Raw genomic sequence first — 23,603 nt, 5'->3', positions numbered from 1 at the left:
GTTCAGTAGTTGTGAAATCATCATAGCATCGGGTAGTGTATAATGCAAGGTAGTGATTTTAAAATAGTTCTGTATCACGAATGATCGTTCATATGGTTCGTTTGATGTTGAAGCTTGCATGAATCTGCTTGCTTAGCTATAGTTCAGCATACGCAAAAACCGGATCGGTGACTTCCGTCTGGAGGCGGATCCCGATCCGGTCTGAGAGATGAACTTGTATCTGCGGTTTACAGGGTTAATAGCTATAGTCGGTTACTCCTGTGCGTCGAGAACCTTAAGGTCTTCAACAGCAGGGCCCTCAATCACATGACCTGCATAATCAAAACGGGAACCATGGCAGGGGCAATCCCAGGAACGCTCCCCTTCATTCCATTCCACTTCGCACCCCAGATGGGTGCACGTTGTATCCACCAGAAACAGCTTGCCGCTGGTATCCTTGTAAGCGCCGGCACGTTTACCGTTATGACGAACTACAGCTCCTTCATCTTGGCCAATATCGCTAACATGTTTGTGAACGATACCTACTTTACCGGAGATTAATTCTTTGGCTACATTGGCGTTTTCCACAATAAAGTTCTTCATGCCTGGGTCGGCTTTGAATCTTGCTGGATCAAATACAGCTGCATGCGGGTTGTCACGCCCGGTGATGCGATCCGCGAGTAGATGCCCGGCCATCGTGCCCGTTGTCATACCCCATTTGGCAAAACCAGTCGCCACGTAGACACGCTCATGTCTTCCGGTAATTGGTCCAATGTAAGGCACCTTGTCAATGGAGATCAGATCCTGGGCCGACCAGCGAAAGGGAATGTTGCGAATGCCGAATGTCTCCGCTGCGTACTGCTCAAGGCGTTCATAATGACCGAAGGTGCAGATGCCTTGTCCGGTTTTATGATTCTCTCCCCCGAAGAGAATGAGTTCTTTCCCTTCATGAACGACTACGCGAAGCGACCGAGCTGGTTCATCGTCAGAGATGTACATGCCACCAGCAAACGGCTTCTGAGGTTCGACTAATACGGCGTAGGATCGTTCCGCGTGTAGCCGTGTGAAATAGAATCCGGGATCATAGACGGGAAAATGAGAAGCCACGACGACATGGTCCGCTGTTACGGATGGTCCGTCTCCATAGGTTCTCACATGCAGTGAAGCATCTTCCTCCACATCGGTTACGGTCGTGTGCTCATAGATACGGACCCCGTGTTTCACAGCGGAATCGAGCAGGTAATGCAGATAGGCGAGCGGATCAAAGCGTGCCTGACCTGGCATACGAATGCCTGCTCTGGCTGGAACCGGAATAGGGAGAGGATCTACCCACTCACCAGGGATATTCAGTTTGCCATAGGCGGTAAGCTCGACCTCAAGCTTTTTGATATTTTCTTCCGATTGAATATAGACGTAGGCATCTTCCTCCGCCCACTGACAATCAATCTGCTTTTCCTTGACCAGACTGCGCATCCACTTGGCCGCTTCAGCATTGCCTTCATAGTACATTCGAGCCTGTTCCTGTCCGAAGTGGTGCATCAATTCGTCAAAGATCACGCCATGTTGTGCAGATACCTTGGCGGTGGTATGGCCAGTCGTGCCATCCAGAACTTTTCCAGCCTCCAGCACGACCACACGCATGCCCGTCTGTGCCAGCAGATAGGCTGTTGTAATCCCGGCAATGCCCGCACCAATAATCGCTACGTCGGCGGTGATATCTTCTGTCAGCTTAGGATAGGCGTCGAATTCATGCGTAGCACGCCACAATGATTCCGGGACCGGGGGCAGACCCGTCTTGGGCTGCGGATTGTCGCTCATTTGTCTTCCTCCTTGATCATCTTCAATCTATTGAATGGGGTGTTGTTCAGTGCACGTCGTTGTACTCATATTCATGATTGCCAGAGTGTGCCAGAAAAAAACGATCCTATGCAGATTTGTTAGGGGATGTTCACCATTTCCTGCGCAGAACCTCTGTTTTTTTTGTTAAACATGCTATATGATAGGATAATCGAAACCGTTTTAGGTTTTGCGTTGAAAGTAGATCCATATTCATATAAACGTTGAATACAAAGGACTTATTGATCCCTTTAAAGAACAAATTCATTCGGATTGATATCGGTTTTTTCTTGATGAGTGTAATCGCTATCATTTTAAACCAACAACCGATAAACCAAAGGAGACTCCAATCATGACCAATCAAACGAAATATCCGTTTCAGGATACTACGCTCGAACTTGATACACGTGTAAAAGACCTCGTATCCCGTCTGTCGGACGATGAGAAAATTGAATCCATGCTGCAATATCAACCAGCGGTAGAACGCTTGGGTATTGCTCCATATAAACACGGCACAGAAGCAGCACACGGGCTGGCTTGGCTTGGCGAGGCTACTTCATTCCCGCAGCCGGTGGGGCTCGCGTGCACATGGGATGCCAAATTGATGAAAGAGATCGGCTCCGTGATCGGAGACGAAGCACGTGTATTTTACAAACGCAATCCAGCAGTAAACGGTCTTACCCTGTGGGCACCTACAGTGGATATGGAACGTGACCCGCGCTGGGGGCGGAATGAAGAGGCGTATGGTGAAGATCCGGAACTGACAGCCGAGCTGACCACAGCATTGGTAAAAGGAATTCAGGGTGATCACCCGAAGTATCTCAAGGCAGTTGCTACATTAAAGCATTTCCTGGCGAACAATAATGAAGTGGACCGTGGCAGTGGCTCTTCTAGCATTGATCCGCGTAACATGCGTGAATATTATTTGAAAGCGTTCGAGAAACCGTTCAAGGAAGGCGGCGCACAGTCCATGATGACCGCGTACAACTCCATTAATGGTACTCCGGCGTTGCTGCACCCTTTTGTGAACGAGGTTGTTAAAGGCGAATGGGGCATGGATGGTTTTGTTGTTAGTGATGCAGGAGACGTGATGGGCATCATGAACGATCATCAATACTATGATTCCCACACACCGGGTACCGTAGAGTCTGTGAAGGCTGGAATTGATAGCATCACAGATGACGCCAATCTGTCCAAGCAAGCGCTTCGTGAAGGATTGGAGCAAGGCACACTTACGATGAAAGATATCGACCTGGCGTTGTTTAACACGTTCCGAGTACGTTTCCGCCTGGGGGAGTTCGATCCGGAAGAAGGCAACCCATACGCCTCCATTGGCGAAGAGTCCATGATGACGGAGAAGGCCAAGGCATTATCTTTGAGAGCAGCGAGAGAACAAGTTGTATTGCTCAAGAACGATAAAGGCACCCTCCCGCTGGATAAAACCAAAGCAGGTAAAGTGGCTGTGATTGGTCAACTGGGCGGAACAGTCTATCGTGACTGGTATGCAGGAACCATGCCGTATAGTGTATCTCCTCTTGAAGCAATCAGCGGCAAAGTGGGTAGCGACAAGGTAACATTCAAGGATGGAAATGATCAGATTACGCTGACTTCCGTCGCAAGCGGGAAGGCTGTCGGACTGGCTGGAAGGGAGAAATCTTCTGTTATGGCTTCCGGGGAAGCCGAGACATTTACGTTAGCGGATTGGGGCTTCGGTAGCTATACGCTTCAGGCAGGAAGCAATGGGAAGTACCTGACTACGGATGAAGAGACGGTTACTGCATCTGCGAATGAAGTATACGGCTGGTTCGTCAAGGAAGTCTTCCACCTGCTGCCACAACATGACGGTAGTATCGGCATGACCACGTGGAATGGCAAAACGGTAACTGTACCGAATGGTGGAAATGATGCCTTTGCGGTGTCTGAAGAACTGAAATCCTTCGGTGCTACGGAGACCTTCAAGAAGGACGTGCTTGTGAATGGTCTGGATGAAGCTGTAGCAGCAGCGAAGGAGGCGGAAACAGCGATTGTCTTTGTTGGTAACCATCCACTTGTGAATGGTAAAGAAGAGATCGACCGTCCAAGTCTGGAACTGGCAGAATCCCAGCAACGTCTGGTTGAGGCCGTATATGCCGCTAACCCGAATACGATTGTGGTGATCGTGGGCAGTTACCCGTTCACATCCAACTGGGTTCAGGAGAATATTCCGGCTGTATTGTACACTTCACATGCAGGACAGGAACTGGGGAACGCAGTGGCTGACGTATTGTATGGCGACTATGCACCAGCAGGCCGTCTGAACATGACATGGGTACAATCCGTAGATCAACTGACCGACATCAAAGATTACGATATCATTCAATCCGGTCGGACGTATCAATATTTTGAAGGCGATGTACTGTATCCGTTCGGACATGGTTTGACGTATGCAGCGTTTGAATACAGCAATCTGGAGCTTAACCCTGCCCAAGCTGGAACAGATGGCAGCATTACAGTAACGGTTGATGTGACCAATACCGGATCTATCGCCAGTGACGAGGTTGTACAATTGTATGTTCGTGCGGGTAAATCCCGAGTGAAACGTCCACTCAAAACGTTAAAAGGATTCCGTCGTCTTCATATCAAAGCCGGAGCTACAGTGAAAGTTAGCTTCACCTTGCCTGTGCAAGAATTGGCTATCTGGGATGTCACTCGTGACCGTTATGTGGTGGAAAGCGGAACCTATTCCATCATGGTAGGCAAATCTTCCTCCGATGTTCAGCTTGTTGCTGATCTGACGGTAGAAGGGGAGACGATTCCTTCTCGTAACTTGAGTATCGCTACTCGTGCCGAGAACTACGATGCGTACCTGAGTGTTGATCTGGATGAGAGCAAAGAGGGCGGAAGTGCTGTACGCGTAATTGGAGAGCAAGGATGGATTGCCTTCAAGGATGCTGATCTGGGTAGTGGTGCAGCAGCAATGGAAGCTCGTGTATCCGCAGAAAAAGCAGGCACAGTGTTGGAAGTACGGCTTGGTGCGGCTGACGGTACGCTCGCAGGACGTGTGGAACTGGCACAAGGCGAAGCCCAGCAGTGGTCTACCGTTAAGGCAGAACTCCTGGGTGCAGCAGGTGCGCAGGATGTATACCTTGTGATGTCCGCAGGTGTACGTATCAGTCATTTCGAGATTCGTTAAACAAATAATAATGCTAAAAAGGGGTGCCCTAGTCATGTTCATGACGATAGGACATCCCCTTTTGTTTGTGATCCAACTTTTAGAATAGTGATTAGAGAAATATAGCTTTAGATGGAGGTGTTGGCGGTAACGCGTTCTCTCGCTGTACGAGCTGCGTCCACCATAATGCGCAAGGCATCCACAACTTCAGTTTTACCGCGTGTTTTCAGTCCGCAATCCGGGTTTACCCAGAACAGATCTGCCGGAAGTACCTGTAGTGCACGCTCAATCATATGGAGCATCTCATCTTTGCCCGGAACACGAGGGCTATGGATATCGTATACGCCGAGTCCGATTCCTTTGTCATAGGTGTGTTGTTCGAAGCTGCCCACCAGTTCTCCGTGGCTGCGAGACGTCTCAATGGAGATGACATCCGCATCCAGATCGCTGATGGCTTCAATAATGTCATCAAACTCGCAATAGCACATGTGGGTATGCACTTGCGTTGTTGGTTTCACGGTTGCTGTTGCCAAGCGGAAGGATTCCACAGCCCATTGCAGGTATTCGTCCCACTTGCTACGTTTAAGCGGAAGCCCTTCACGCAGAGCTGGCTCATCCACCTGAATCATCTCAATGCCTGCGTGCTCCAGTGCTTCAACTTCATCCTTAATGGCGCGAGCAATCTGGTAAGATACTTCGCTGCGCGGAATATCCGAGCGTACAAAGGACCAGTTCAGGATCGTTACCGGGCCTGTGAGCATACCCTTAACCGGTTTGCTGGTCAGTGTTTGGGCATAAGCCGTTTCTTTGACTGTCATGGGTTCATTGAACAGCACATCTCCGTAAATAACAGGCGGCTTCACGCAGCGTGAACCGTAGGATTGTACCCAGCCATTTTTGGTAAAGGCGAATCCAGTCAGCTTCTCACCGAAAAACTCAACCATATCTGTACGTTCAAACTCACCGTGTACCAGCACATCCAGACCGATTTCTTCCTGGATCGTAATCCATTCCTGGATCTGCTCTCGAACATAGGCGTCATATTGCTCCGCATTCCATTCGCCTTTGCGGAAGAGGGCGCGTGCCCTGCGCACGTCTGCCGTCTGCGGGAAGCTGCCAATCGTTGTTGTTGGCAGCAACGGGAGCGGCCATTTCTGCTGCTGCAGCTCGCGCCGCTCCTGGAATGACGTGCTGCGACGCAGCAGCTCGTCAGCCTGCACCCCTGCGGGGGCACCACTCAGGCTTGTCCGTGACTCGGACTCGCCCAGCAGGCGCACCGCCTCGGTGCTGGCCTCTACGCGGTGGCTGGCTTCAGCTACAGCCGCTGCCTGATCGTCCTGCCCGGCCAGCTTCGCACCGCTGGACAACAACGTGCCGAGCGTCGCGATTTCCTCCAGCTTCTCGTCGGCAAAGGCAAGGGCATTGCGCAGTACCGGATCAAGCGCGCTCTCTTGAGCGGCAGTGACCGGTACATGCAACAAGCTGCAGGAAGGCTGAATGATCAGCTTGCCTTCGGCTGCGAATTCAGCCACCTGCTCCAGCAGCTTCGCCGTCTCTGCGAGATCGGCGCGCCAGATGTTGCGCCCGTCGATGACACCGGCGCCAAGCCATTTATCCTGCGGGAAACCATACTCCCGCAGGCTGGCAAGATTGCCTTCATAACCGTGGATCAGATCCAGGCCAATTGCGGCTACAGGCAATGCGGTTACGACCGGATAGGCTTCCACCGATTCGAAGTAGGTCTGGAGCAACAGCTTTAGTTCCGGTGCAGCTTGTGCGAGTGCAGCATACACCTGCTGCAGCAAGGCTTCATCCTCGGAAGAGACAGCCAGCGTCAGGGAAGGCTCGTCGATCTGTACCCACTGAACGCCTTCTGCTTGAAGTTCTGCCAAGAGCTGGGCGTAAACAGGAACGAGGCGTGTAACAATCTCCGCAAAGCGTTCCGGGTCATATCCTTTGGCGAATCGTACATACGAGTACGGGCCGACAACGACCGGTTTGCCTTCCAGCCCAAGCTCCTGCTTCGCTTCGCGATAGGCGGCAAGGGGTTTATTTTCGAGCAGTGCAAATGCAGTATCATTATGAATCTCAGGTACGATGTAGTGATAATTGGTGTTGAGCCACTTGGTCATCTCACAGGCAGTTGCCTGATCATTGCCTCGGGCCATTGCGTAATATGTGGATACCGGAACCGGTCCACCTGTATGGTTAAAACGCTCGGGAACGACGCCAAACATGGCCGATACGTCGAGAATGTGATCATAATAGGAGAAGTCGCCCACCGGAATCAGATCAAGCTGCTGTACCTGCTGTTTCTTCAGATCCTGCAGTCGAAGCGTGGTCAGTTCCTGATGCAGCGCGGACTCATCGATGCGTCCAGCCCAGAAGGATTCAAGAGCCTTTTTCCATTCACGTCCCGCACCGATGCGGGGGTAACCCAGATTGCCTGTAAGTACCTGTGATTGCTGCTGTTGTTGCGCCTCCTCATTTATAAATATTCATTCCAATCATGCAAAGGGTGTACCGAATCAAGCCAAATGATCTATGAATTGCAACATCAAAAAAGGTGTTCCTTCCAATCCATAACCGGAGAGACAGGCATCACGAATGATGATTGTGCACAACGATAGAATAGGAAAGAACACCTGCTATAAGTTTATTTTAGCGGTTGCTCTAACACCTCCCTATCTTCCGTAGGTCACGCGATGCTGTCGAAACAGGCAGGTCTCCTGGCTTACGGATCATGGTCATGCGGCATTCCTTCCCGGTGGTTACACCAGTGGATTGTTATGCACAGACTTCCCGTTTACAGTGGCGGGACCGCGACGGATTTGCACCGTGCTTCCCTATTAAGCCTGGCCACGCATGTAGCTGCGGCCGGCACCTGTTTCCTTGTGCGGAAATGTGCGTGCACATCTCCGGCTATGAAATTAATGATCATGCATGAATTGTATAATTATGCAGTGACCATGCATTTGTTCTTATGCTACCAATCATAGACCATACTCTGGTAGGTTGCAATATATATTATTAATCCGATCGGAAATAAAATCGAGTCCAATGAACGCGTGGAATCTTCATGGATTAACCTCTTTTATACTCAGTCGGATAACCATCACACGTTGCTGTTTCCCCCTCCATAAAAAAAATCGTTACAACGCATCAATCTGCATTGTAACGATTGTCTCACCAGCCATAGTTGCACCCACATCAATGATTCGCTGATTACGACTGCCGCGGAAAGGCAAGGACACATCACGCTCAGACGCAAGATAAGGACCATCAATAATGACATCGCAGAGTCCGGCAAGCTCCGCTCGAGCAGGATCAGTGATCAGTTCTTCATAAACAAAACCTGTGTAGGCCCAGAGCGTCAGATCAGGTCTTGCAGCACGAAGCTGCCGAACCCAGGAGGTACACTCTGCCGCTGAGAAAAAAGGGTCACCTCCGCATAACGTAATGCCATCCAGAAGGGGATGAGCGGTCACTTCATGCAAAATCTGCTGCTGTCTTGCTTCCGTGAAGGGTTCACCTGCACGGAAGCTCCACGAATCTGGACTGAAGCAGCCTGGACAGGCGTGACGGCATCCGCTGATAAATATTACAGCACGCAGGCCTGTACCTTCATTCACCGATTCTGGGATATAACCGTACAGATTCACCGGTGTTTCACCCGGTCGCGTACTTCAGCCTGCTTGGCAGTGTTGAAGCGTACTTTGTAATCACCGGTCAGATATCCGGTTACCCGGCGTAGCCGCTGAAAGTGCACATGATTTTCGTGTGCTTCACATCCAGGACATACATCACCAATGACGCCTTCATAGCCGCACGCCGGGCAACGGTCAATCGGATGATTAATGGAGAAATAGCCGATATCCTGCGCCAGTGCGTATTGTACAATCCGTTGGAAAGCCGTGGTATTGGCTCGTACATTCCCGTCAAGTTCGACATAGGAGATGGCGCCCGCGTTACATAACGTATGGAAGGGGGCTTCCAGTTCGATTTTCCGATAGGCTGGAAGGGTATAATAGACCGGAATATGGAATGAATTCGTATAGTATTCCCGATCATTGACGCCTGCAATGCTGCCATAGCGTTCTCGGTCAATTTTGGTGAATTTCCCGGATAATCCTTCGGCAGGTGTAGCGAACAGCGTGATATTCAGGTTGTGCTGCTCGCTCATTCTGTCACAGAACTCTCTCATGGTACGAATAATGTTTAATGCTTCACGATGTACATGCGGGTCTTGTCCATGATGACGGCCATATAAAGCGGTCATACACTCGGCAAGCCCAATAAAACCAAGGGATAATGTACCGTGCTTCAGCAGATCGGCAACCGGATCATTCGGAGCCAATTGCTCGCCGCCCTCCCATACACCTTCCCGCATCATGAAGTCCGATGCCTTGGCAGGCTGTGCCCTCTGAATGCGATAACGGTGCAGCAGTCCATCCGCTGCATTGTGCATGACCGATTCCAGTGCAGTATAGAAACCTGCCCGGTCAGCGACAGCTCTTGCCCCCTGACAGATCCCATATCGAATGCCCAGCTTGACCAGATTGATGGTGTTGAAGGACAGGTTGCCCTTGCCACTCTGGCGATTGCGTCCGAAGCGATCGGCCAGTGTACGTGTTCGGCATCCCATGGTAGCAATAATCGTATCGGGATCTTCCGGGTGATAGTAAGGCAGGTTGAAGGAAGCATCCACGTTGACAAAATTGGGATACATCCGCCGTGAAGAGCAGGTCACAGCGAGCTGGAACAAGTCATAGTTAGGCTCTCCCTTGGCCTGATTAACCCCTTGCTTGCATTGGAAAATATGCTGCGGAAATACAGGCGTTTCCCCGTTACCGAGTCCACGGATGGTCGCTTCCAGCAACGAACGGGATACCAGACGGCCTTCTGCTGAAGTGCAGATTCCGTAGTTCAGCGATGTGAACGGAATCTGTCCGCCAGCCCGACTGCTCATGGTGTTTAGGTTATGGATCAGGGACTCCGCAGCTTGTACGGTTTCCAGTTCTGTTTCTTCGGACGCAAAGGCGAAGGCTCGCGGACACGTCTCCTTGGCTTCAAGGCTGTCGAGATGCAGCAATTCATCCTCGATCAGGGCAATCTCCTCAAACAGCCGCTGTCCCTTGCGATAATGCTTGCGGAATGAGCGCTGTACGTAAGGTGCGAGATCCCAGTCGATTTTATTGGCTGATACTCCGCCGTACTGACTGTTCTGCTGGGATTGAAAAATAATGGCAACCAGCGCCATTGCAGACATGATCGTCTGTGGTGTACGTACAGAGCCATTCCCCGTGTTGAAACCGGAAGCCAGCAGCCGATCAAACGGAATAAAGATACAATTTGTTGTTCCGAGGGCATACTGATCCAGATCATGCACATACAGATCACCATTCTCCACGGCTTGGGCAAGCTCCTCTGGCAGCACATGACGCAGAGCATGCCACTTGGCCGTCTCCGAACCCAGCCTGCTCATCTTGCCGCTGAAAGAGTCTCCGTTCAGGTTGGCGTTCTCTCTTAGCGTATCAGCGTCTTCGGCGCCGATAATGCGTCTTCCCAGGTCGGATAATAGATCGGATGCGGGTGGAGAGTCGTACTCAAGCACGTTCATATCAGGTTCCTCCTAAAAAATGAGTTTGTATAGGGATAATGTTCCTTGAACACTATATGTAGTTTTTCTTTATCCATTTATAAACTATATATGGTTTTTTGGGTGTGACAATCCTCACACCCGATGATGGCTTGAACACTCGTTATCTGTAGCGTTGAATGATAAAGGTGTTCAAAGTGGAAGGGGAAGCGTATAATCTCTATCTACCCTGCGATGCAGTGGACAATATTTGGGACAAGGACAGAAAACCTGCAGAGGAAAGGGCTGGTCCGCCTTCCTGTCATGGATGCATGAGCCCATATCAGGCTCTCATGAGAGGGTTGAAATGTGGATGCTCACGATTGATTCTCTTTGACTTCTGCGGTGTTAATCATATATGAATAGGTTGTGACAGTTAATTCGGAAAATGTTGAGCCCTCGATACTCGATGGAATCTTTCTGTGGAATACGGATTTGAAGTGCAGCTAAGACAAGAGGGGTGAATCATGGGAACGGTAGGTATTAACGAGGGCTTCTATGAAAATATACAGGAAGCCGCGTCCCATATAGTTGATGTATTAAGCGGCATTCTGAAGGTGAACACCATCTTCGTTGCCACGAATGATGGGGTGACCAATGTCATTCTGGAAGCATTTAACCGGGAGGAAGTATGGGTTGCCAAAGGCAGTGAACTTCCATTTGAAGCTTCATATTGCAGCCTGGTATTAAGAGATAAAGGCAGCGTCCTGACCATTTCAGATACATGTGAACATCCGCTTACGCGGTCCATGGACGTGACGAGTGGACTCGGGAACCGATTCTTCGTAGGCATTCCCATTATGCGGAGATCCGGGGAAACATTCGGTACCATCTGTCTCATGGATGATCCCGATTATGAGATCAGCGAAACGGATATGAAAACGCTCAAGGCAATGGCTGTTTTTTTGGGATATGTCGTGGATCTGGAGAATACGTTACATGTTCAGGAGCAGAAGCTGAGTGTGTCGGAACAACTACAGGAACAGCTGCAGGCAGAGAAGGAACGTGCCGAATCTGAGGCGATGACCAAAACGCAGATGCTGTCGCTGATGAGCCACGAGATTCGCAATCCGCTGAATGGTATTCTGGGACTTACGGATCTGATGCGTACACCCGATATGCCCGAGGAGCAGACAGAGTATGTGAACATGATTGAAACCAGCGGAAATATCCTGCTTTCTCTGCTGAACAACATGATGAATTTCAACATTAACGATGCAGGCAAAACGGTTGTTCACGATGATCCATTCGATCTGGTAGCGACCATTGAGAATACTGTCTATCTCTATGCGGGACTTGCGATGGGTAAGAACATTGAGTTGGGATTGAATCTTGAGCTGAATGTATCCCAGGTATTCGTTGGGGACGAGATTAAGATCGGACAGCTGCTGGCGCATGTCATCCAGTATGCCATGGATTCAACGCGCACAGGAGCGGTACTAATCACGGCATCCGTGGATGAGGGAGAGGACGAAGAAGAGGGTATGCTTCAACTCCATGTGAAGTACACAGGCCGAATGTTATCTTCGGACAAGAAGCTCAGAGCATTTAACAAGTTGGACGGAAACATTAGTACACAGAAGCTGATAGGTACCAATCTTGGTTTGGCAGTGAGCCAGAATCTTGCCATTCTAATGCATGGGCGTATTCAGGTGCATGGCATAGGAGAGAACCAGACGGAGTTCGAGATCAGGCTGCCACTTCGCAGACACTGGGAATTACCGCAGCTTGCCAATATTCAGCAACGACTGAAGGGGAAAAAGGTGCTGCTTGCCAAAGACCCTGATATTTTGCAAGGGGTATCTTCCCTGATGCGCAGATGGGAAATGGATGTGCATATGACCTCTGTTTTAACCGAAGCGAATGAATGGATCCGAGAAGGCTTCCAACCAGATGTGGCGGTTGTGGATATGGGTTTGCTGGAGGGCGACGCAGTCCATTTTGTACATGAGCTGAAGCTGCGGAATGAGAACTTGCCAGTCATTGTTCTGATTCCCTATGGCATGCATATCGATCCGCATGAAGCGGAAGTCTTTGATGCGGTTTTGACGAAGCCTGTGAAGCAGGCGGATCTATTGAACGCCCTAAACGTCATTTTGCATTAAATGAGGTAGTTCAAAAAGTCCGCTTTTGATTACGAAGGATGCCTGGTGGCATCATCAGCATCGAATATGGAATTCAGCCGAAATGTCCGTTGCTCACGTCGTTTTCCCTACGCTCCGCTACTCCATTTCTAGCTTCATCCCATCTTCTCGGTACTGAAAACCGGTCTTTTTGAACACGCACTTAAAGTAAAGAGAAGCGTGATTATCCAGGCGCACCTGATCAGGGTGCGCTTATTTGAGTTTTTCCAAATTCCGGCCCTAAGCCCTTTTAATCCGAGCTGATTACGTTACAATAGAGAGGGAACTTCATCATTCATCAGTTTAATTAGAGGAGGATGTGCATTCAATGGAATACCGTAGATTGGGTGGAAGCGGACTGAAAGTAAGCGAGATCAGCCTGGGTAGCTGGCTGACGTACGGAGGATATGTGGAGCGTGAAAATGCGGTGAAATCAATTGAAACTGCATTCGATGAAGGAATCAACTTTTTTGATACGGCTAATGTGTACGAGCGGGGTGCAGCCGAGGAACTGCTTGGGCAGACTTTGAAAGCGTATTCCCGTGATTCGTATGTGCTTGCAACTAAGGTTTTTGGCAAAATGGGCGACGGGCCCAATGACCAAGGATTATCCCGTAAACATATCAAGGAGCAGTGCAATGCCAGCTTGCAACGGCTCGGTGTTGATTATGTAGACATCTATTATTGCCATCGTTATCATACGGAGACACCGATTGAGGAGACATTGCGAGCACTGGACGATCTGGTACGTCAAGGCAAAGTGCTCTATGTTGGTGTTAGTCAATGGACGGCGGCACAGATGGAAGCTGCACTGGGGACAGCCGATCAACTGTTGCTGGACCATATCGTGGTGAACCAGCCTGTGTACAATATGTTTGATCGTTATATCGAGAATGAAATCATTCCGCTCGGTGAGCGCAAAGGCATTGGACAAGTCGTTTATTCCCCGCTGGCTCAAGGGCTGTTGACGGGCAAATACACTTCGGTATCCGATATTCCCGAGAACAGCCGGGCCGCGAAATTGGGCTGGGATGAAGGGAAAATCAACGCAGACCGCATCGGCAAGGTTCGTCAGTTAATTGAGGTGGCGGACAAGCTGGATCTGAAGGTGGGGCAACTTGCCCTGGCCTGGATTTTACGACAGAACAATGTATCCAGTGCATTGGTAGGGGCTAGCCGTCCCGAGCAAGTGAAAGAAAATGCAGCTGCTTCCGGTGTGAAGCTGGATGCTGCAATCGTTGAAGAAATCGAACAAATACTGGCTTGATGCCATAATAGTGAGTGGTTGAGAAGCTCATTAATGACTAAGAAGGGATGCCCTGTCCACCTGAAATGGTGGATAGGGCATCCCTTTCTACATGGGAAGTCAGAGCTGACTTTGGTTGGAAATTGGCGTGGAACGAAGTGGAAGGGCACAGACCCTGTTACGTCCCGTATTCTTGGCTTCATATAAGGCACGATCAGCCTGCTCGAAGAAATCATCGTCATCCCGGTCATCGCAATGATCCGGGAACACAGCTACACCGATAGAAATGGTTAGACGAATCGTATGGCCGTCGGGCAGGGCGAAGTGATACTTTTCCACAGACTGTCTGATGGATTCGGCAATCGCCATCGCCTGGTGATGACCACAGTCGAGCAACAAAAGTGCAAATTCCTCGCCACCATTTCGTGAGACCATATCTGCGGATCGGGCATGCTTAATGAGCAGTTGTCCGAGTTGTTTCAGGACTGCATCACCGGAAGTATGACCGAAGGTGTCATTTACTTTTTTGAATCGATCAATATCGATGACCAGCAGGGAAAGCTTCTGTTTGTATTCCCGTGAACGTTCCAGCTGCAGTTCAAGTGACTTTTCGAACTGTCGACGATTGCTTAGGTTGGTAAGATGGTCAGTAGAGGCTCTTCGTTCGAGCAGGAATAACATCTCATTCGATTTATTAATGAATTCTGCGATGAAATAAATAAAGAGTCCACCGACAAAGGAAATCGTCATCTGTACCGGATATACTTTCATTAACGAATTCAAGCTGGTGGTATTAAGCATAAGGATAATAAAGATCAGGGTTATACCCAGCAGATTCATGGTAATAATCTTGGTTAATCTTGACCAGGGGGCATAGGCAAAATATACACCGGATAGTCCGATAAGGGTCATGACGAGTGCCGCATCAATGGCAGAGGGTGATAATCCAAACATCACAATACGCAGGATTGAGATAAGGAGTCCCGAGATGACCGAGGCAAGCCCTCCCAGATACACGGCTGCTGTTACGATGGCCAGATGCCTCAGATCAACGATGGTGCTTTCGTTCAGGGGGAAGGAATAGTTCATAAGCACAGTTCCGTAGATACCGAATAATATACCACCGATCATCTGAACACGCAGTGAGGGAAAGGGCAAACGAATACTATTGAACTTGGCGATGATTCCGGACACATACATAAACGTGATCATGACACAGATATTTACGAAAAACGTGCTTAGCAACCAGCATCCCCCCTTTTTTTGCGCACATCCCTATATTTTATCTGAAAAACAGCATAGTAGCGAACCATATTATTCCAAATTATTGAGATGGATGCTGAGAAAATACTGAGCTATCCATACAATTACAACACATAGAAGTAATATTGACTTCATCATACATTAAGATTTATACTTAATCTAAATCAAAATTAATTTAGATATTTCAGGGAATCATAACAATCAGCTGATTGCTATGTCATCTTATATACTTGAGCATTTTGTATCCATTCAACCAGCGTCGAATGATGCAAAATGCTGACTTTTGAATGGATAAATAAAGGAGAATTGCTGGTGAGAACTTTAAATCTGACGATACAAAGACAGGCCGTTTATGATGTAGTACGTCATTCAGAAGACCATCCGACCGCAGCGGATGTGATGAACCGACTTGTGGAACAAGGTTATAATCTGGCCTATGGCACAGTATATAATTCACTCCGATATTTGACGGACAAAGAAATGATTAGAGAGCTCAAGTTGGGCGAGACAGCAAGTCGTTATGATGCCCGCATGGATGATCATCAACATATTATGTGTGAAGTATGCGGCAAGGTTGATGAAGTCATGACGGAAGTCCCTCCGCAATGGATGAAGCAAGTCGCGGAGGAAACCGGATATGCGATTGATCACGCTCATGTGGTCTTTGGAGGTGTCTGCGGGGAATGCAGAAACAAACGGGTCAAGTGAAAATAAACCTGTCTGGCCGTCGCTTGCCACTTCGGGTCAAACCTGCCTTGTCTGATTCGGCCCCTCTTGTGGATAATTGTCCCGTTACACGGCGTGTCATTCTGATTAGTCCGATGCCGGGTCAGGTGCATGAACTGGTCAAGGCACTTACGGATAGCTGCTTCGATGTGCTGGTGTTTCATCGCTGGGAACCGGATCTGCATGAACGGCTTGTATTCGATCTGTTAATCTACGATCTGTCTGTTGCCGGAACCATTGATGCATTCACTGGAATCAGCAGCCGTCTGAACCGGGAAGCCGATCATACACCGCCCTGCCTGTACCTGGTGGGTGAGAAGATGATTGGCAGTGCCAGCGGACCGATGCTGCAGGAGGAGTTGCTGGTTTGGCCAGCGCGTCCACAGGAGGCGTTATATCGGGTACAACGCATGATCGGCAATAGTCCGGCTGTACCCAAACGTGGATTTCTACCTGAGGAAGGACAACGTATTGGCTTCAAGGACTTGTGGCTGGATCGTGAACGGATGAGCGTGCAGCGGGACAATAATCGGATTCATCTGACCAAGACGGAGTATGATCTGCTACTGAAGCTGATTGACGCCAAGGGCGCGGTGATTTCTCGTGAGGAGATGCTCAGCGATATTTGGGAGACGGATTTTACAGGTGGAAGTAATGTGGTGGATGTTCATATCAAAAGCTTGCGCAAAAAACTGGGTGATAATGCGGCTTCGCCGCAATATATAGTAACCGTAAGAGGAGTGGGCTACCGCCTGGCGGATTAGTCCGCTTTTTTTTGCCACATGATGCAGTTCACCTCACACGTATGCGGGTATATCCATAGGTATATCCAATAGATTAAAGTACATTAAGCCACCATAGTATCAACTCCAATTGCCAAACCCCTGATTTAATCATTCTCCGAGTCTATGTTCATGATTCATTCATCAAAAGACGAAGAAACTCATCTTAATCTCATACGAACCTCATGCAAGAGACAAGAGGGACATGATAGAATCGTTTTAACAGTTAGATCAAGTCTAAATGTATATTAAAACGGATGATGAATATGATTTTAATAGAGCGTATGCAGCAGGCATGAGAGCAACATGAGACCAACATGAGGAGGATAACGATATGACAGAACGCATGACAACCAATCAGGGCGCACCGGTAGGTGACAACCAAAACTCCCGTACAGCAGGTAGAAGAGGACCGACATTACTTGAGGATTATCATCTGCTTGAGAAGATCGCCCATTTTGACCGTGAGCGTATTCCGGAACGGGTCGTTCATGCGCGAGGTGCCGGTGCACATGGCCTCTTTACATTAGAGAAGAGTATGAAGGACTATACTACAGCCGACTTCCTTCAAGATCCAGGTACTGAGACAGATGTGCTGGTGCGGTTCTCCACCGTCATTCACGGTACGGGTTCACCAGAGACGGCACGTGATCCGCGTGGATTTGCCGTGAAGTTCTATACCCGTGAAGGCAACTATGATATCGTGGGTAACCATTTGCCTGTATTCTTTATCCGTGATGCCATCAAGTTCCCGGATATGGTTCATTCCCTGAAGCCTGCGCCGGATACGAATATTCAGGACCCTGCCCGTTATTGGGATTTCATGACACTGTCACCGGAATCAACCCATATGATGACCTGGTTGTTCTCCGATCTGGGTACGCCGGCAAGTTATCGTGAGATGGATGGATTCGGCGTACACGCCTTCAAATGGATTAATGCACAAGGGCAGGTTCATTATGTGAAATACAAGTGGGAATCCGTTCAGGGCGTACGGGGCTTCTCGCGTCAAGAGGCAGCTGAGGTTCAGGGACAGGACTTCAACCATGCGACCCGGGATTTGTATGACCATATCAAAAACGGACAATACCCGCAGTGGAAACTGCAGGTGCAATTGCTGAAACCGGAGCAGATGGATGATTTTGCTTTTGATCCGCTTGACCCAACCAAGACTTGGCCTGAAGACGTATTCCCATTCCAGACAGTAGGGACCATGACACTCAATCGCAACCCGCAAAACTTCTTCGCCGAAGTGGAGCAAGCAGCCTTTTCACCAAGTGCCTTGGTGCCTGGAATCGAGCCTTCCGAGGACAAATTATTGCAAGGACGTCTGTTCTCCTATCCCGATACACAGCGTCATCGGCTTGGAACGAACTATTTGCAGATTCCGGTGAACTGCCCTTATGCTCCGGTTCGTAATCATCAACGTGATGGACTCATGAATGTGAATCAGGATCCATCCCCGGTAAACTATGAACCGAACAGCTCGGGCAACAGTCCGCAGGAAGCACCGGAATACCGTGACAGTCAGGCTCCGATCCAGGGGCATGTTACGCGTGAAAAGATTGAAAAGACAGATAACTATACGCAGGCAGGGGAACTATTCCGTTCATTTACAGCGGTGGAGCAGGAACACTTGCTTGATAACCTGATCAATGACCTCAAGGCTGTACCGGAACAGACCCAGTTGCGTGCATTGTGTCATTTCTTCCAGGCAGACGGACAGCTGGGTGGTCGTCTGGCTCATGGACTTGGTCTGGATATGTCTGCATTTATGCCATCACAGGATCGGAAATAAAGCATTTATTCCATCTTTTTTCAGAAAAGAATAATTGATCTTTAAATGAGCCCGGGTAGAACTGCAATATTGCAGAACTGCCCGGACTTTATGCTTTCTTTACCCATATAACACTTCAGGATATTCTGAAATGGAAAACAAATTTACAAATCATTTACAATAAATAGCTTACATAGAGGTTGACATCTTCTTTGGTGGCACTACAATGAGTAGTGTGAGGGGTGTCTGAACATGAGAATACACAATTTTAAAGTGGGTGAGCGTGGACTGAACCGTTTTTTTGGTCCACTGGAGGCGAAGATCATGGACATTTTATGGGCGCGTCCAGGCAGCAGCATCCGCGAAGTGCAAACCGCACTTGAACAAGATAGAGATGTTAATTTTAATACTGTCATGACGGTGATGAATCGCCTTGTAGACAAGGAGTTGCTCCGCAAATCGCAGAAGGGCCGAACATCACTATACCATCCATTGCAGAGCAGGGAGGAATTTATGAACGACCAATCGAAGGAGCTGTCACATGAGTTGGTGGATGAATTCGGATCACTGGCATTGAATCACATGCTGGATGCACTGGATGAAGCTGATGCAGGCTTGATTGAACGCCTGGAGCAGAAGATCAAGCAATGGAAAAAGGATAGCGATTGACATGTGGAAGGCCCGCTCGAAGCTGTTGTTTACCGTCGGGTTTGGCATTCCGTTGCTCGTGTTTATCCAGATGTTCATGTACGCAATGTACAAAATATTTGGATGGGATATTCCGTTTAATTTGCTCTGGCTGTGCAATCACTGGATGAGCAGACTGGGATGGTTGTCTGTGGGTCATGTTCTTATGGCACTGGTACTCCTGACATTTACAGGTACAGGCTGGTTGCTGTTTGATCGGATGATTCAGACCCGTGCAGCGGTACGAAAGTTACGGTCGATGGAGGATGGGGCCAAGTCTCTTGAATTAGAGATGCGGTACCATCATCTGAAGCAACCCTCTTTCCTTGTGGTAGACAAGCCGTCACCGGTTGCATTTACGATCGGTCTATGGAAGCCGGTTATTGTGCTTTCTACAGGGTTGCTCAAGATGCTGGACGCCGAAGAAGAAAGAGCGGTTGTATATCATGAAGTTCATCATCTGTGGCATCGTGATCCACTTAAGACGACTATACTTTCGGTATTTGCCATCATGATGCCTTACATCCCCGTATTGAAGCATACTTCAAAGCACTACAATATCGTGAGAGAAATTCTGGCCGATAATGAAGCGATTGAACGTACAGGCAATCCTGCGGGAATCGGCAGTGCGCTGCTTAAACTGATCCGCGCTTGCCCCGAACCTTGGCAGCCCAGAGCAACGGCTATTCAATCGTCATTTGCCGATACTTCGGTGAATGTACGAATTTCCCGTTTATTGGACCCTGAGCAGGATGTTACGCTGACGCTTCCACGTTATGCGGTATTCATTTCTACAACAGTGATCCTATTGCTGTCTATCTTGTTTGTTTGGTCCATTGGATAACATTGAAACGTTGATTTAAAACTTGAAGGAGGATGATGAGTATGAATAGAAGTGTAGAGATTGGATTACTTTTCTCAAGGATTATGATTGGACTCATTTTTGTATTACACGGGTGGAGCAAATTCGAAGGTGGAATTAGCAATACAGTCGGCTTCTTCGAAAGTATCGGCATTCCCGGTTTTCTGGCATCCGTTGTAGCGATCATTGAGCTGGTAGGTGGCGCAGCCATGATTCTGGGATTGGGAACACGTGTATTTGCAGCATTGTTCATTGTGGTTATGGCGGGTGCTCTGCTTACGGCAAAAGTGGGTCAACCATTCATGAGCGGGACGGAGTTTGATTACCTGCTGCTGGCGGGTTCATTGACACTGCTCTTCACAGGCAGTCGTTTTCTGGCGGTGGATCATTTCTTCTCCAGACAAGGGAACGCTCGTCGGGACGTGAGTGCTTAACATGTTGGCTATCATTCAGGATGGATTAAGGTAACAAGTTCTACAAGCTGGTCTTTTCTTTCGATTGAAGCCTTTTCCTGTGTTTTTCGGTTTACGGGTATGACTAACGTGGATCGAATGATGACGGGAAAAGGCTTTTTTGCTTTGGACGACAAGCCTATCTATTTGGTACAATGAGAATAAGTATGCAACTAAGAAAAAATAAGAATGTTTGGGAGGGTGCGCTTTATGATTAACGTCATTCCATCCGATGACCGCTCAAGCTTTGACCGGGGTTGGCTGCGCGGCAATCACAGCTTTTCATTTGGAGAGTATCAAGACCCGGAGAATACCGCTTTTGGACCGATGCGTGTCGCCAACGACGATGTAATTGCACCTGGCCGCGGCTTCGGGGCACACCCGCATAGTGACATGGAGATTGTATCCATCGTGCTGAACGGCAAGCTGCGTCATGAAGATAACTTGGGCAATGTGGCTGTTACCTCATTTGGTGGAATCCAGCGCATGTCGGCAGGCAGTGGCATGATTCATACCGAGCATAATGCTTCGGATACGGAAGAAGTACGTCTACTTCAACTCTGGTTCATGCCACATACGAGGGGACTGGACCCTTCTTACGAAACGACTTCATTTGATCCAGATGCACTCGCGGGAGCGCTTGTCCCCGTGGTATCCCCTAAAGGTGGGCCGCGTATCGCTTCTATTCATCAGGATATGACGATTTATCTTGGCCGCCTGGCTAAAGGTGGGACCTTAACATATGAACAGGCTAATGATCGCCGCATGTACATTTTCACCATTGAAGGCAAGCTTGGCTTGAATGGTGAGCATCCGTTGAATGAAGGCGACACGGCTCGTGTGGAACAGATTACATCCATGAAGCTGGAAGCAAGCGAGGACGCTTTTTATATGTTGATCGATTTGCCCTAGATAACCGAATGGAATGAACTCCAAGATCAAAGGAGGATGTACGCCTATGGCGCAGCAGGAATGGTTTATGGTTAAACATGCGGTGACGGGAAGAGGGCTGGCGAACAGCAAATCCGATTCGTTGTCCTACCGCTATCATAAAGAGGGTACGGGCTTTCTCTTTACAGTTACCGGTCTGGAACAGCAAGCGGTGGACAACATTATGGAGCTTCGACAGGAGCTGAATGTGTTTCGCTTTGTACAGCGCAAGGATCAACCGCTTGTGAAGCACTGGTATTACGTTCAGGGAGATCAGGTGAAATATGATGGAGAGAGCCATACATTGACCATCTATGCGGGTTCGGAAATCCGCTATGTGCCTGAAGATTATTTTGCCGATTAGATAGAGCAGATCATGATTCAATGGGTATCATTTAAACGTTGTCATAACACCAAAGGTTCCTGTTCCTACAGGGGCCTTTTTTTTGTTGCCAATTTGTTGCCTAAGGATCGAGAAGTCATTCGAAATTTTGAAAAAAGACCACATAATTCCGTACTGTCTGGCACAAGCTACCTTGTATAAAAACAAGAACGGAGGGACGGCATATGGCGGATAGAACATCAGGGAAAGACAAGTCTCGGGCATCGGAAGAGAAAAGGCATATCCCTCTGGGATTGCCGTCCCCGCCTATTCTGCGGCAGCCCATTAGTACAGTACATGAAACTCAGTTTCAAGCGCTAAAAGAGATTTTCTCCGACTGCTCAGATGTGGTTTTTCGTAATGTGATGATCACACCTGAAGTGAAGGGACTTCTGGTGTATATCGAAGGTATCGTCAATTCAGCCGATATCCAGGAGCACATGCTGCGACCAATCATTCGTGGTCTGGTACAACAGCGTACGGATGAGCCGGATGTTCCGCTGGATGATACACGCGTCGAGCTGACGCAGGTGAAACGAGTGGAAACTTGGGCAGCCGCCGCGGAAGGCGTGCTTGCATCTTCGGCGCTTCTGGTGGTCGATGGGAGTCGTGAATCCTGGCTGTTCAATGTAAAAGGCGGCGTACGACGTGGTGTGGAAGAACCCCAGACAGAGTCCGTTATTCGTGGACCGCGGGAAGGATTCACTGAAACACTGCGGGTCAATACAGCCTTGTTGCGCTTTAAGCTCAAAACCCCCTCGCTCAAGATGGTGAGCATGACATTGGGCACGGAAACCAAAACCGATATTGTGTTGACCTATCTGGACGACATTGCCGATCCCAAATTGATTAGAGATGTAAAGAAACGTTTGGAGAAAATCAATATCGACGGCATTCTGGAAACAGGGTATATCGAGGAACTGATTGAAGATCACCCGTATTCCCCGTTTCCGCAAATGCATTATTCGGAGCGTCCAGATACAGTAGCAGGCAATCTGCTTGAAGGACGGTTCGCCATTCTGGTGGACGGGACTCCTTTTTCTCTGATCGCGCCTGTCACGATGTGGCAGATGCTTCAAGCCAGTGAGGATTATTATGAACGATTCTTTATCAGTAACCTGCTGCGGTGGATTCGATTTTTGTTCGTAGCTATTGCACTTTTCCTGCCAGCCTCATATATCGCCATTACGACATTTCATCAGGATATGTTGCCGACGACATTGATTCTGAGTATTGCCGGAGCCCGGGAGGCCATTCCTTTCCCGGCCTTGGTTGAAGCGCTCATTATGGAGCTTTCGTTCGAAGCTTTACGCGAAGCCGGGGTGAGGTTGCCCAAAACGGTAGGTCAGGCAGTCAGTATTCTTGGAGCGCTTGTCATTGGACAGGCAGCAGTACAGGCGGGGATCGTCTCTGCGCCCATGGTTATTATTGTATCCATGACAGGGATTGCATCCTTCACCATACCGCGATTTAACTTCGCCATCACCGTTCGTTTATTGCGTTTTCCCATCATGTTACTTGCTGGCATGCTTGGGCTGTATGGCATTGTTATCGGACTGGTCCTGATCTCAGTGCATCTGACCCAGATGACGTCTTTTGGTGTGCCCTATCTGTCAGGCCTTAGTCCTTACAGTAAAACAGATACCAAGGATATTATCATTCGTGTGCCGTGGTGGAAAATGATTCATCGTCCTTCTACGGTTCACCGTAACGAGCAACGAATGAGTGATAAGATCAATGGTTCACCTGAAGCTGAGAAAGGGTGGTGA

17 protein-coding genes and 1 riboswitch are annotated in these 23,603 nt (G+C 48.9%); of the genes, 12 read left to right on the top strand and 5 right to left on the bottom strand.

Annotated features, from left to right (window positions below; all coding sequences use genetic code 11):
- Positions 1-252: 252 nt before the first annotated feature.
- Positions 253-1,797 (bottom strand): FAD-dependent oxidoreductase, encoded by a 1,545-nt coding sequence (locus tag ACR32F_RS30185; RefSeq protein ID WP_440113914.1) that lies wholly within the window; start codon positions 1,795-1,797, stop codon positions 253-255.
- Positions 1,798-2,167: 370 nt separating this feature from the next.
- On the opposite strand from ACR32F_RS30185, the gene ACR32F_RS30180 reads away from it, so the two are divergent.
- Positions 2,168-4,987 carry a glycoside hydrolase family 3 C-terminal domain-containing protein gene (locus ACR32F_RS30180; RefSeq protein WP_440113911.1) on the top strand — a complete coding sequence of 940 codons (2,820 nt, stop codon included), beginning with the start codon at positions 2,168-2,170 and terminating at the stop codon, positions 4,985-4,987.
- A gap of 107 nt (positions 4,988-5,094) precedes the next feature.
- Here ACR32F_RS30180 and metE read toward each other — a convergent pair whose 3' ends face one another.
- The 3 genes from metE to ACR32F_RS30165 form a co-directional block, all read right to left on the bottom strand.
- Positions 5,095-7,464, bottom strand: coding sequence for a 5-methyltetrahydropteroyltriglutamate--homocysteine S-methyltransferase (gene metE, locus ACR32F_RS30175; protein WP_440120057.1), 2,370 nt, complete (start codon positions 7,462-7,464; stop codon positions 5,095-5,097).
- 204 nt (positions 7,465-7,668) lie between these two features.
- A riboswitch (cobalamin riboswitch) is annotated at positions 7,669-7,869 on the bottom strand.
- A gap of 249 nt (positions 7,870-8,118) precedes the next feature.
- Entirely contained in the window at positions 8,119-8,628 is a 510-nt protein-coding gene (gene nrdG, locus ACR32F_RS30170; RefSeq protein ID WP_440113908.1) for an anaerobic ribonucleoside-triphosphate reductase activating protein, read from the bottom strand.
- Entirely contained in the window at positions 8,625-10,586 is a 1,962-nt protein-coding gene (locus ACR32F_RS30165; RefSeq protein ID WP_440113905.1) for an anaerobic ribonucleoside triphosphate reductase, read from the bottom strand. Before ACR32F_RS30165 ends, nrdG begins: the two co-directional genes overlap by 4 nt.
- A 485-nt stretch (positions 10,587-11,071) precedes the next feature.
- On the opposite strand from ACR32F_RS30165, the gene ACR32F_RS30160 reads away from it, so the two are divergent.
- Both ACR32F_RS30160 and ACR32F_RS30155 read left to right on the top strand, forming a co-directional pair.
- Positions 11,072-12,709 carry a histidine kinase dimerization/phospho-acceptor domain-containing protein gene (locus ACR32F_RS30160; protein WP_440113902.1) on the top strand — a complete coding sequence of 546 codons (1,638 nt, stop codon included), beginning with the start codon at positions 11,072-11,074 and terminating at the stop codon, positions 12,707-12,709.
- A gap of 346 nt (positions 12,710-13,055) precedes the next feature.
- Positions 13,056-13,994: an aldo/keto reductase family protein gene (locus tag ACR32F_RS30155; RefSeq protein WP_440113899.1), complete on the top strand. Its 939-nt coding sequence runs from the start codon at positions 13,056-13,058 to the stop codon at positions 13,992-13,994.
- A 99-nt stretch (positions 13,995-14,093) separates the two neighbouring features.
- Here ACR32F_RS30155 and ACR32F_RS30150 read toward each other — a convergent pair whose 3' ends face one another.
- Complete coding sequence (locus ACR32F_RS30150) at positions 14,094-15,218, bottom strand: GGDEF domain-containing protein (protein ID WP_440113896.1); 1,125 nt, start codon at positions 15,216-15,218, stop codon at positions 14,094-14,096.
- A 330-nt stretch (positions 15,219-15,548) separates the two neighbouring features.
- On the opposite strand from ACR32F_RS30150, the gene ACR32F_RS30145 reads away from it, so the two are divergent.
- From ACR32F_RS30145 to ACR32F_RS30105, 9 genes are all read left to right on the top strand, one after another.
- Positions 15,549-15,944, top strand: a complete 396-nt coding sequence (locus ACR32F_RS30145; protein WP_440113893.1) for a Fur family transcriptional regulator — start codon at positions 15,549-15,551, stop codon at positions 15,942-15,944.
- Positions 15,920-16,726 carry a response regulator transcription factor gene (locus ACR32F_RS30140; protein WP_440113890.1) on the top strand — a complete coding sequence of 269 codons (807 nt, stop codon included), beginning with the start codon at positions 15,920-15,922 and terminating at the stop codon, positions 16,724-16,726. Before ACR32F_RS30145 ends, ACR32F_RS30140 begins: the two co-directional genes overlap by 25 nt.
- 352 nt (positions 16,727-17,078) lie before the next feature.
- Positions 17,079-18,542 carry a catalase gene (locus tag ACR32F_RS30135; protein WP_440113887.1) on the top strand — a complete coding sequence of 488 codons (1,464 nt, stop codon included), beginning with the start codon at positions 17,079-17,081 and terminating at the stop codon, positions 18,540-18,542.
- Between the two features lie 231 nt (positions 18,543-18,773).
- On the top strand, positions 18,774-19,190 hold the full coding sequence (locus ACR32F_RS30130; protein WP_440113884.1) for a BlaI/MecI/CopY family transcriptional regulator: 417 nt from the start codon (positions 18,774-18,776) through the stop codon (positions 19,188-19,190).
- Between the two features lies 1 nt (position 19,191).
- Positions 19,192-20,052, top strand: a complete 861-nt coding sequence (locus tag ACR32F_RS30125; protein ID WP_440113881.1) for a M56 family metallopeptidase — start codon at positions 19,192-19,194, stop codon at positions 20,050-20,052.
- Positions 20,053-20,093: 41 nt separating this feature from the next.
- Positions 20,094-20,504: a DoxX family protein gene (locus tag ACR32F_RS30120; RefSeq protein WP_440113878.1), complete on the top strand. Its 411-nt coding sequence runs from the start codon at positions 20,094-20,096 to the stop codon at positions 20,502-20,504.
- A gap of 228 nt (positions 20,505-20,732) precedes the next feature.
- Entirely contained in the window at positions 20,733-21,434 is a 702-nt protein-coding gene (locus tag ACR32F_RS30115) for a pirin family protein (protein ID WP_440113875.1), read from the top strand.
- Between the two features lie 46 nt (positions 21,435-21,480).
- The gene (locus tag ACR32F_RS30110) at positions 21,481-21,816 is read left to right on the top strand and encodes a hypothetical protein (RefSeq protein WP_440113873.1); all 336 of its coding nucleotides are present in this window, start codon (positions 21,481-21,483) and stop codon (positions 21,814-21,816) included.
- Between the two features lie 203 nt (positions 21,817-22,019).
- Positions 22,020-23,603, top strand: coding sequence for a spore germination protein (locus tag ACR32F_RS30105; protein WP_440113870.1), 1,584 nt, complete (start codon positions 22,020-22,022; stop codon positions 23,601-23,603).

The organism is Paenibacillus hebaui, from assembly GCF_051934385.1.
In the GTDB taxonomy this organism is placed as follows: domain Bacteria; phylum Bacillota; class Bacilli; order Paenibacillales; family Paenibacillaceae; genus Paenibacillus.
This window is presented reverse-complemented; position numbering and strand designations above follow the sequence as displayed.

Coding starts and splice junctions, on each gene's coding strand:
- ACR32F_RS30185 (WP_440113914.1), bottom strand. CDS start 1,797: ATGAGCGACAATCCGCAGCCCAAGACGGGTCTGCCCCCGGTCCCGGAA.
- ACR32F_RS30180 (WP_440113911.1), top strand. CDS start 2,168: ATGACCAATCAAACGAAATATCCGTTTCAGGATACTACGCTCGAACTT.
- ACR32F_RS30165 (WP_440113905.1), bottom strand. CDS start 10,586: ATGAACGTGCTTGAGTACGACTCTCCACCCGCATCCGATCTATTATCC.
- ACR32F_RS30160 (WP_440113902.1), top strand. CDS start 11,072: ATGGGAACGGTAGGTATTAACGAGGGCTTCTATGAAAATATACAGGAA.
- ACR32F_RS30155 (WP_440113899.1), top strand. CDS start 13,056: ATGGAATACCGTAGATTGGGTGGAAGCGGACTGAAAGTAAGCGAGATC.
- ACR32F_RS30140 (WP_440113890.1), top strand. CDS start 15,920: ATGCAGAAACAAACGGGTCAAGTGAAAATAAACCTGTCTGGCCGTCGC.
- ACR32F_RS30135 (WP_440113887.1), top strand. CDS start 17,079: ATGACAGAACGCATGACAACCAATCAGGGCGCACCGGTAGGTGACAAC.
- ACR32F_RS30130 (WP_440113884.1), top strand. CDS start 18,774: ATGAGAATACACAATTTTAAAGTGGGTGAGCGTGGACTGAACCGTTTT.
- ACR32F_RS30125 (WP_440113881.1), top strand. CDS start 19,192: ATGTGGAAGGCCCGCTCGAAGCTGTTGTTTACCGTCGGGTTTGGCATT.
- ACR32F_RS30120 (WP_440113878.1), top strand. CDS start 20,094: ATGAATAGAAGTGTAGAGATTGGATTACTTTTCTCAAGGATTATGATT.
- ACR32F_RS30115 (WP_440113875.1), top strand. CDS start 20,733: ATGATTAACGTCATTCCATCCGATGACCGCTCAAGCTTTGACCGGGGT.
- ACR32F_RS30110 (WP_440113873.1), top strand. CDS start 21,481: ATGGCGCAGCAGGAATGGTTTATGGTTAAACATGCGGTGACGGGAAGA.
- ACR32F_RS30105 (WP_440113870.1), top strand. CDS start 22,020: ATGGCGGATAGAACATCAGGGAAAGACAAGTCTCGGGCATCGGAAGAG.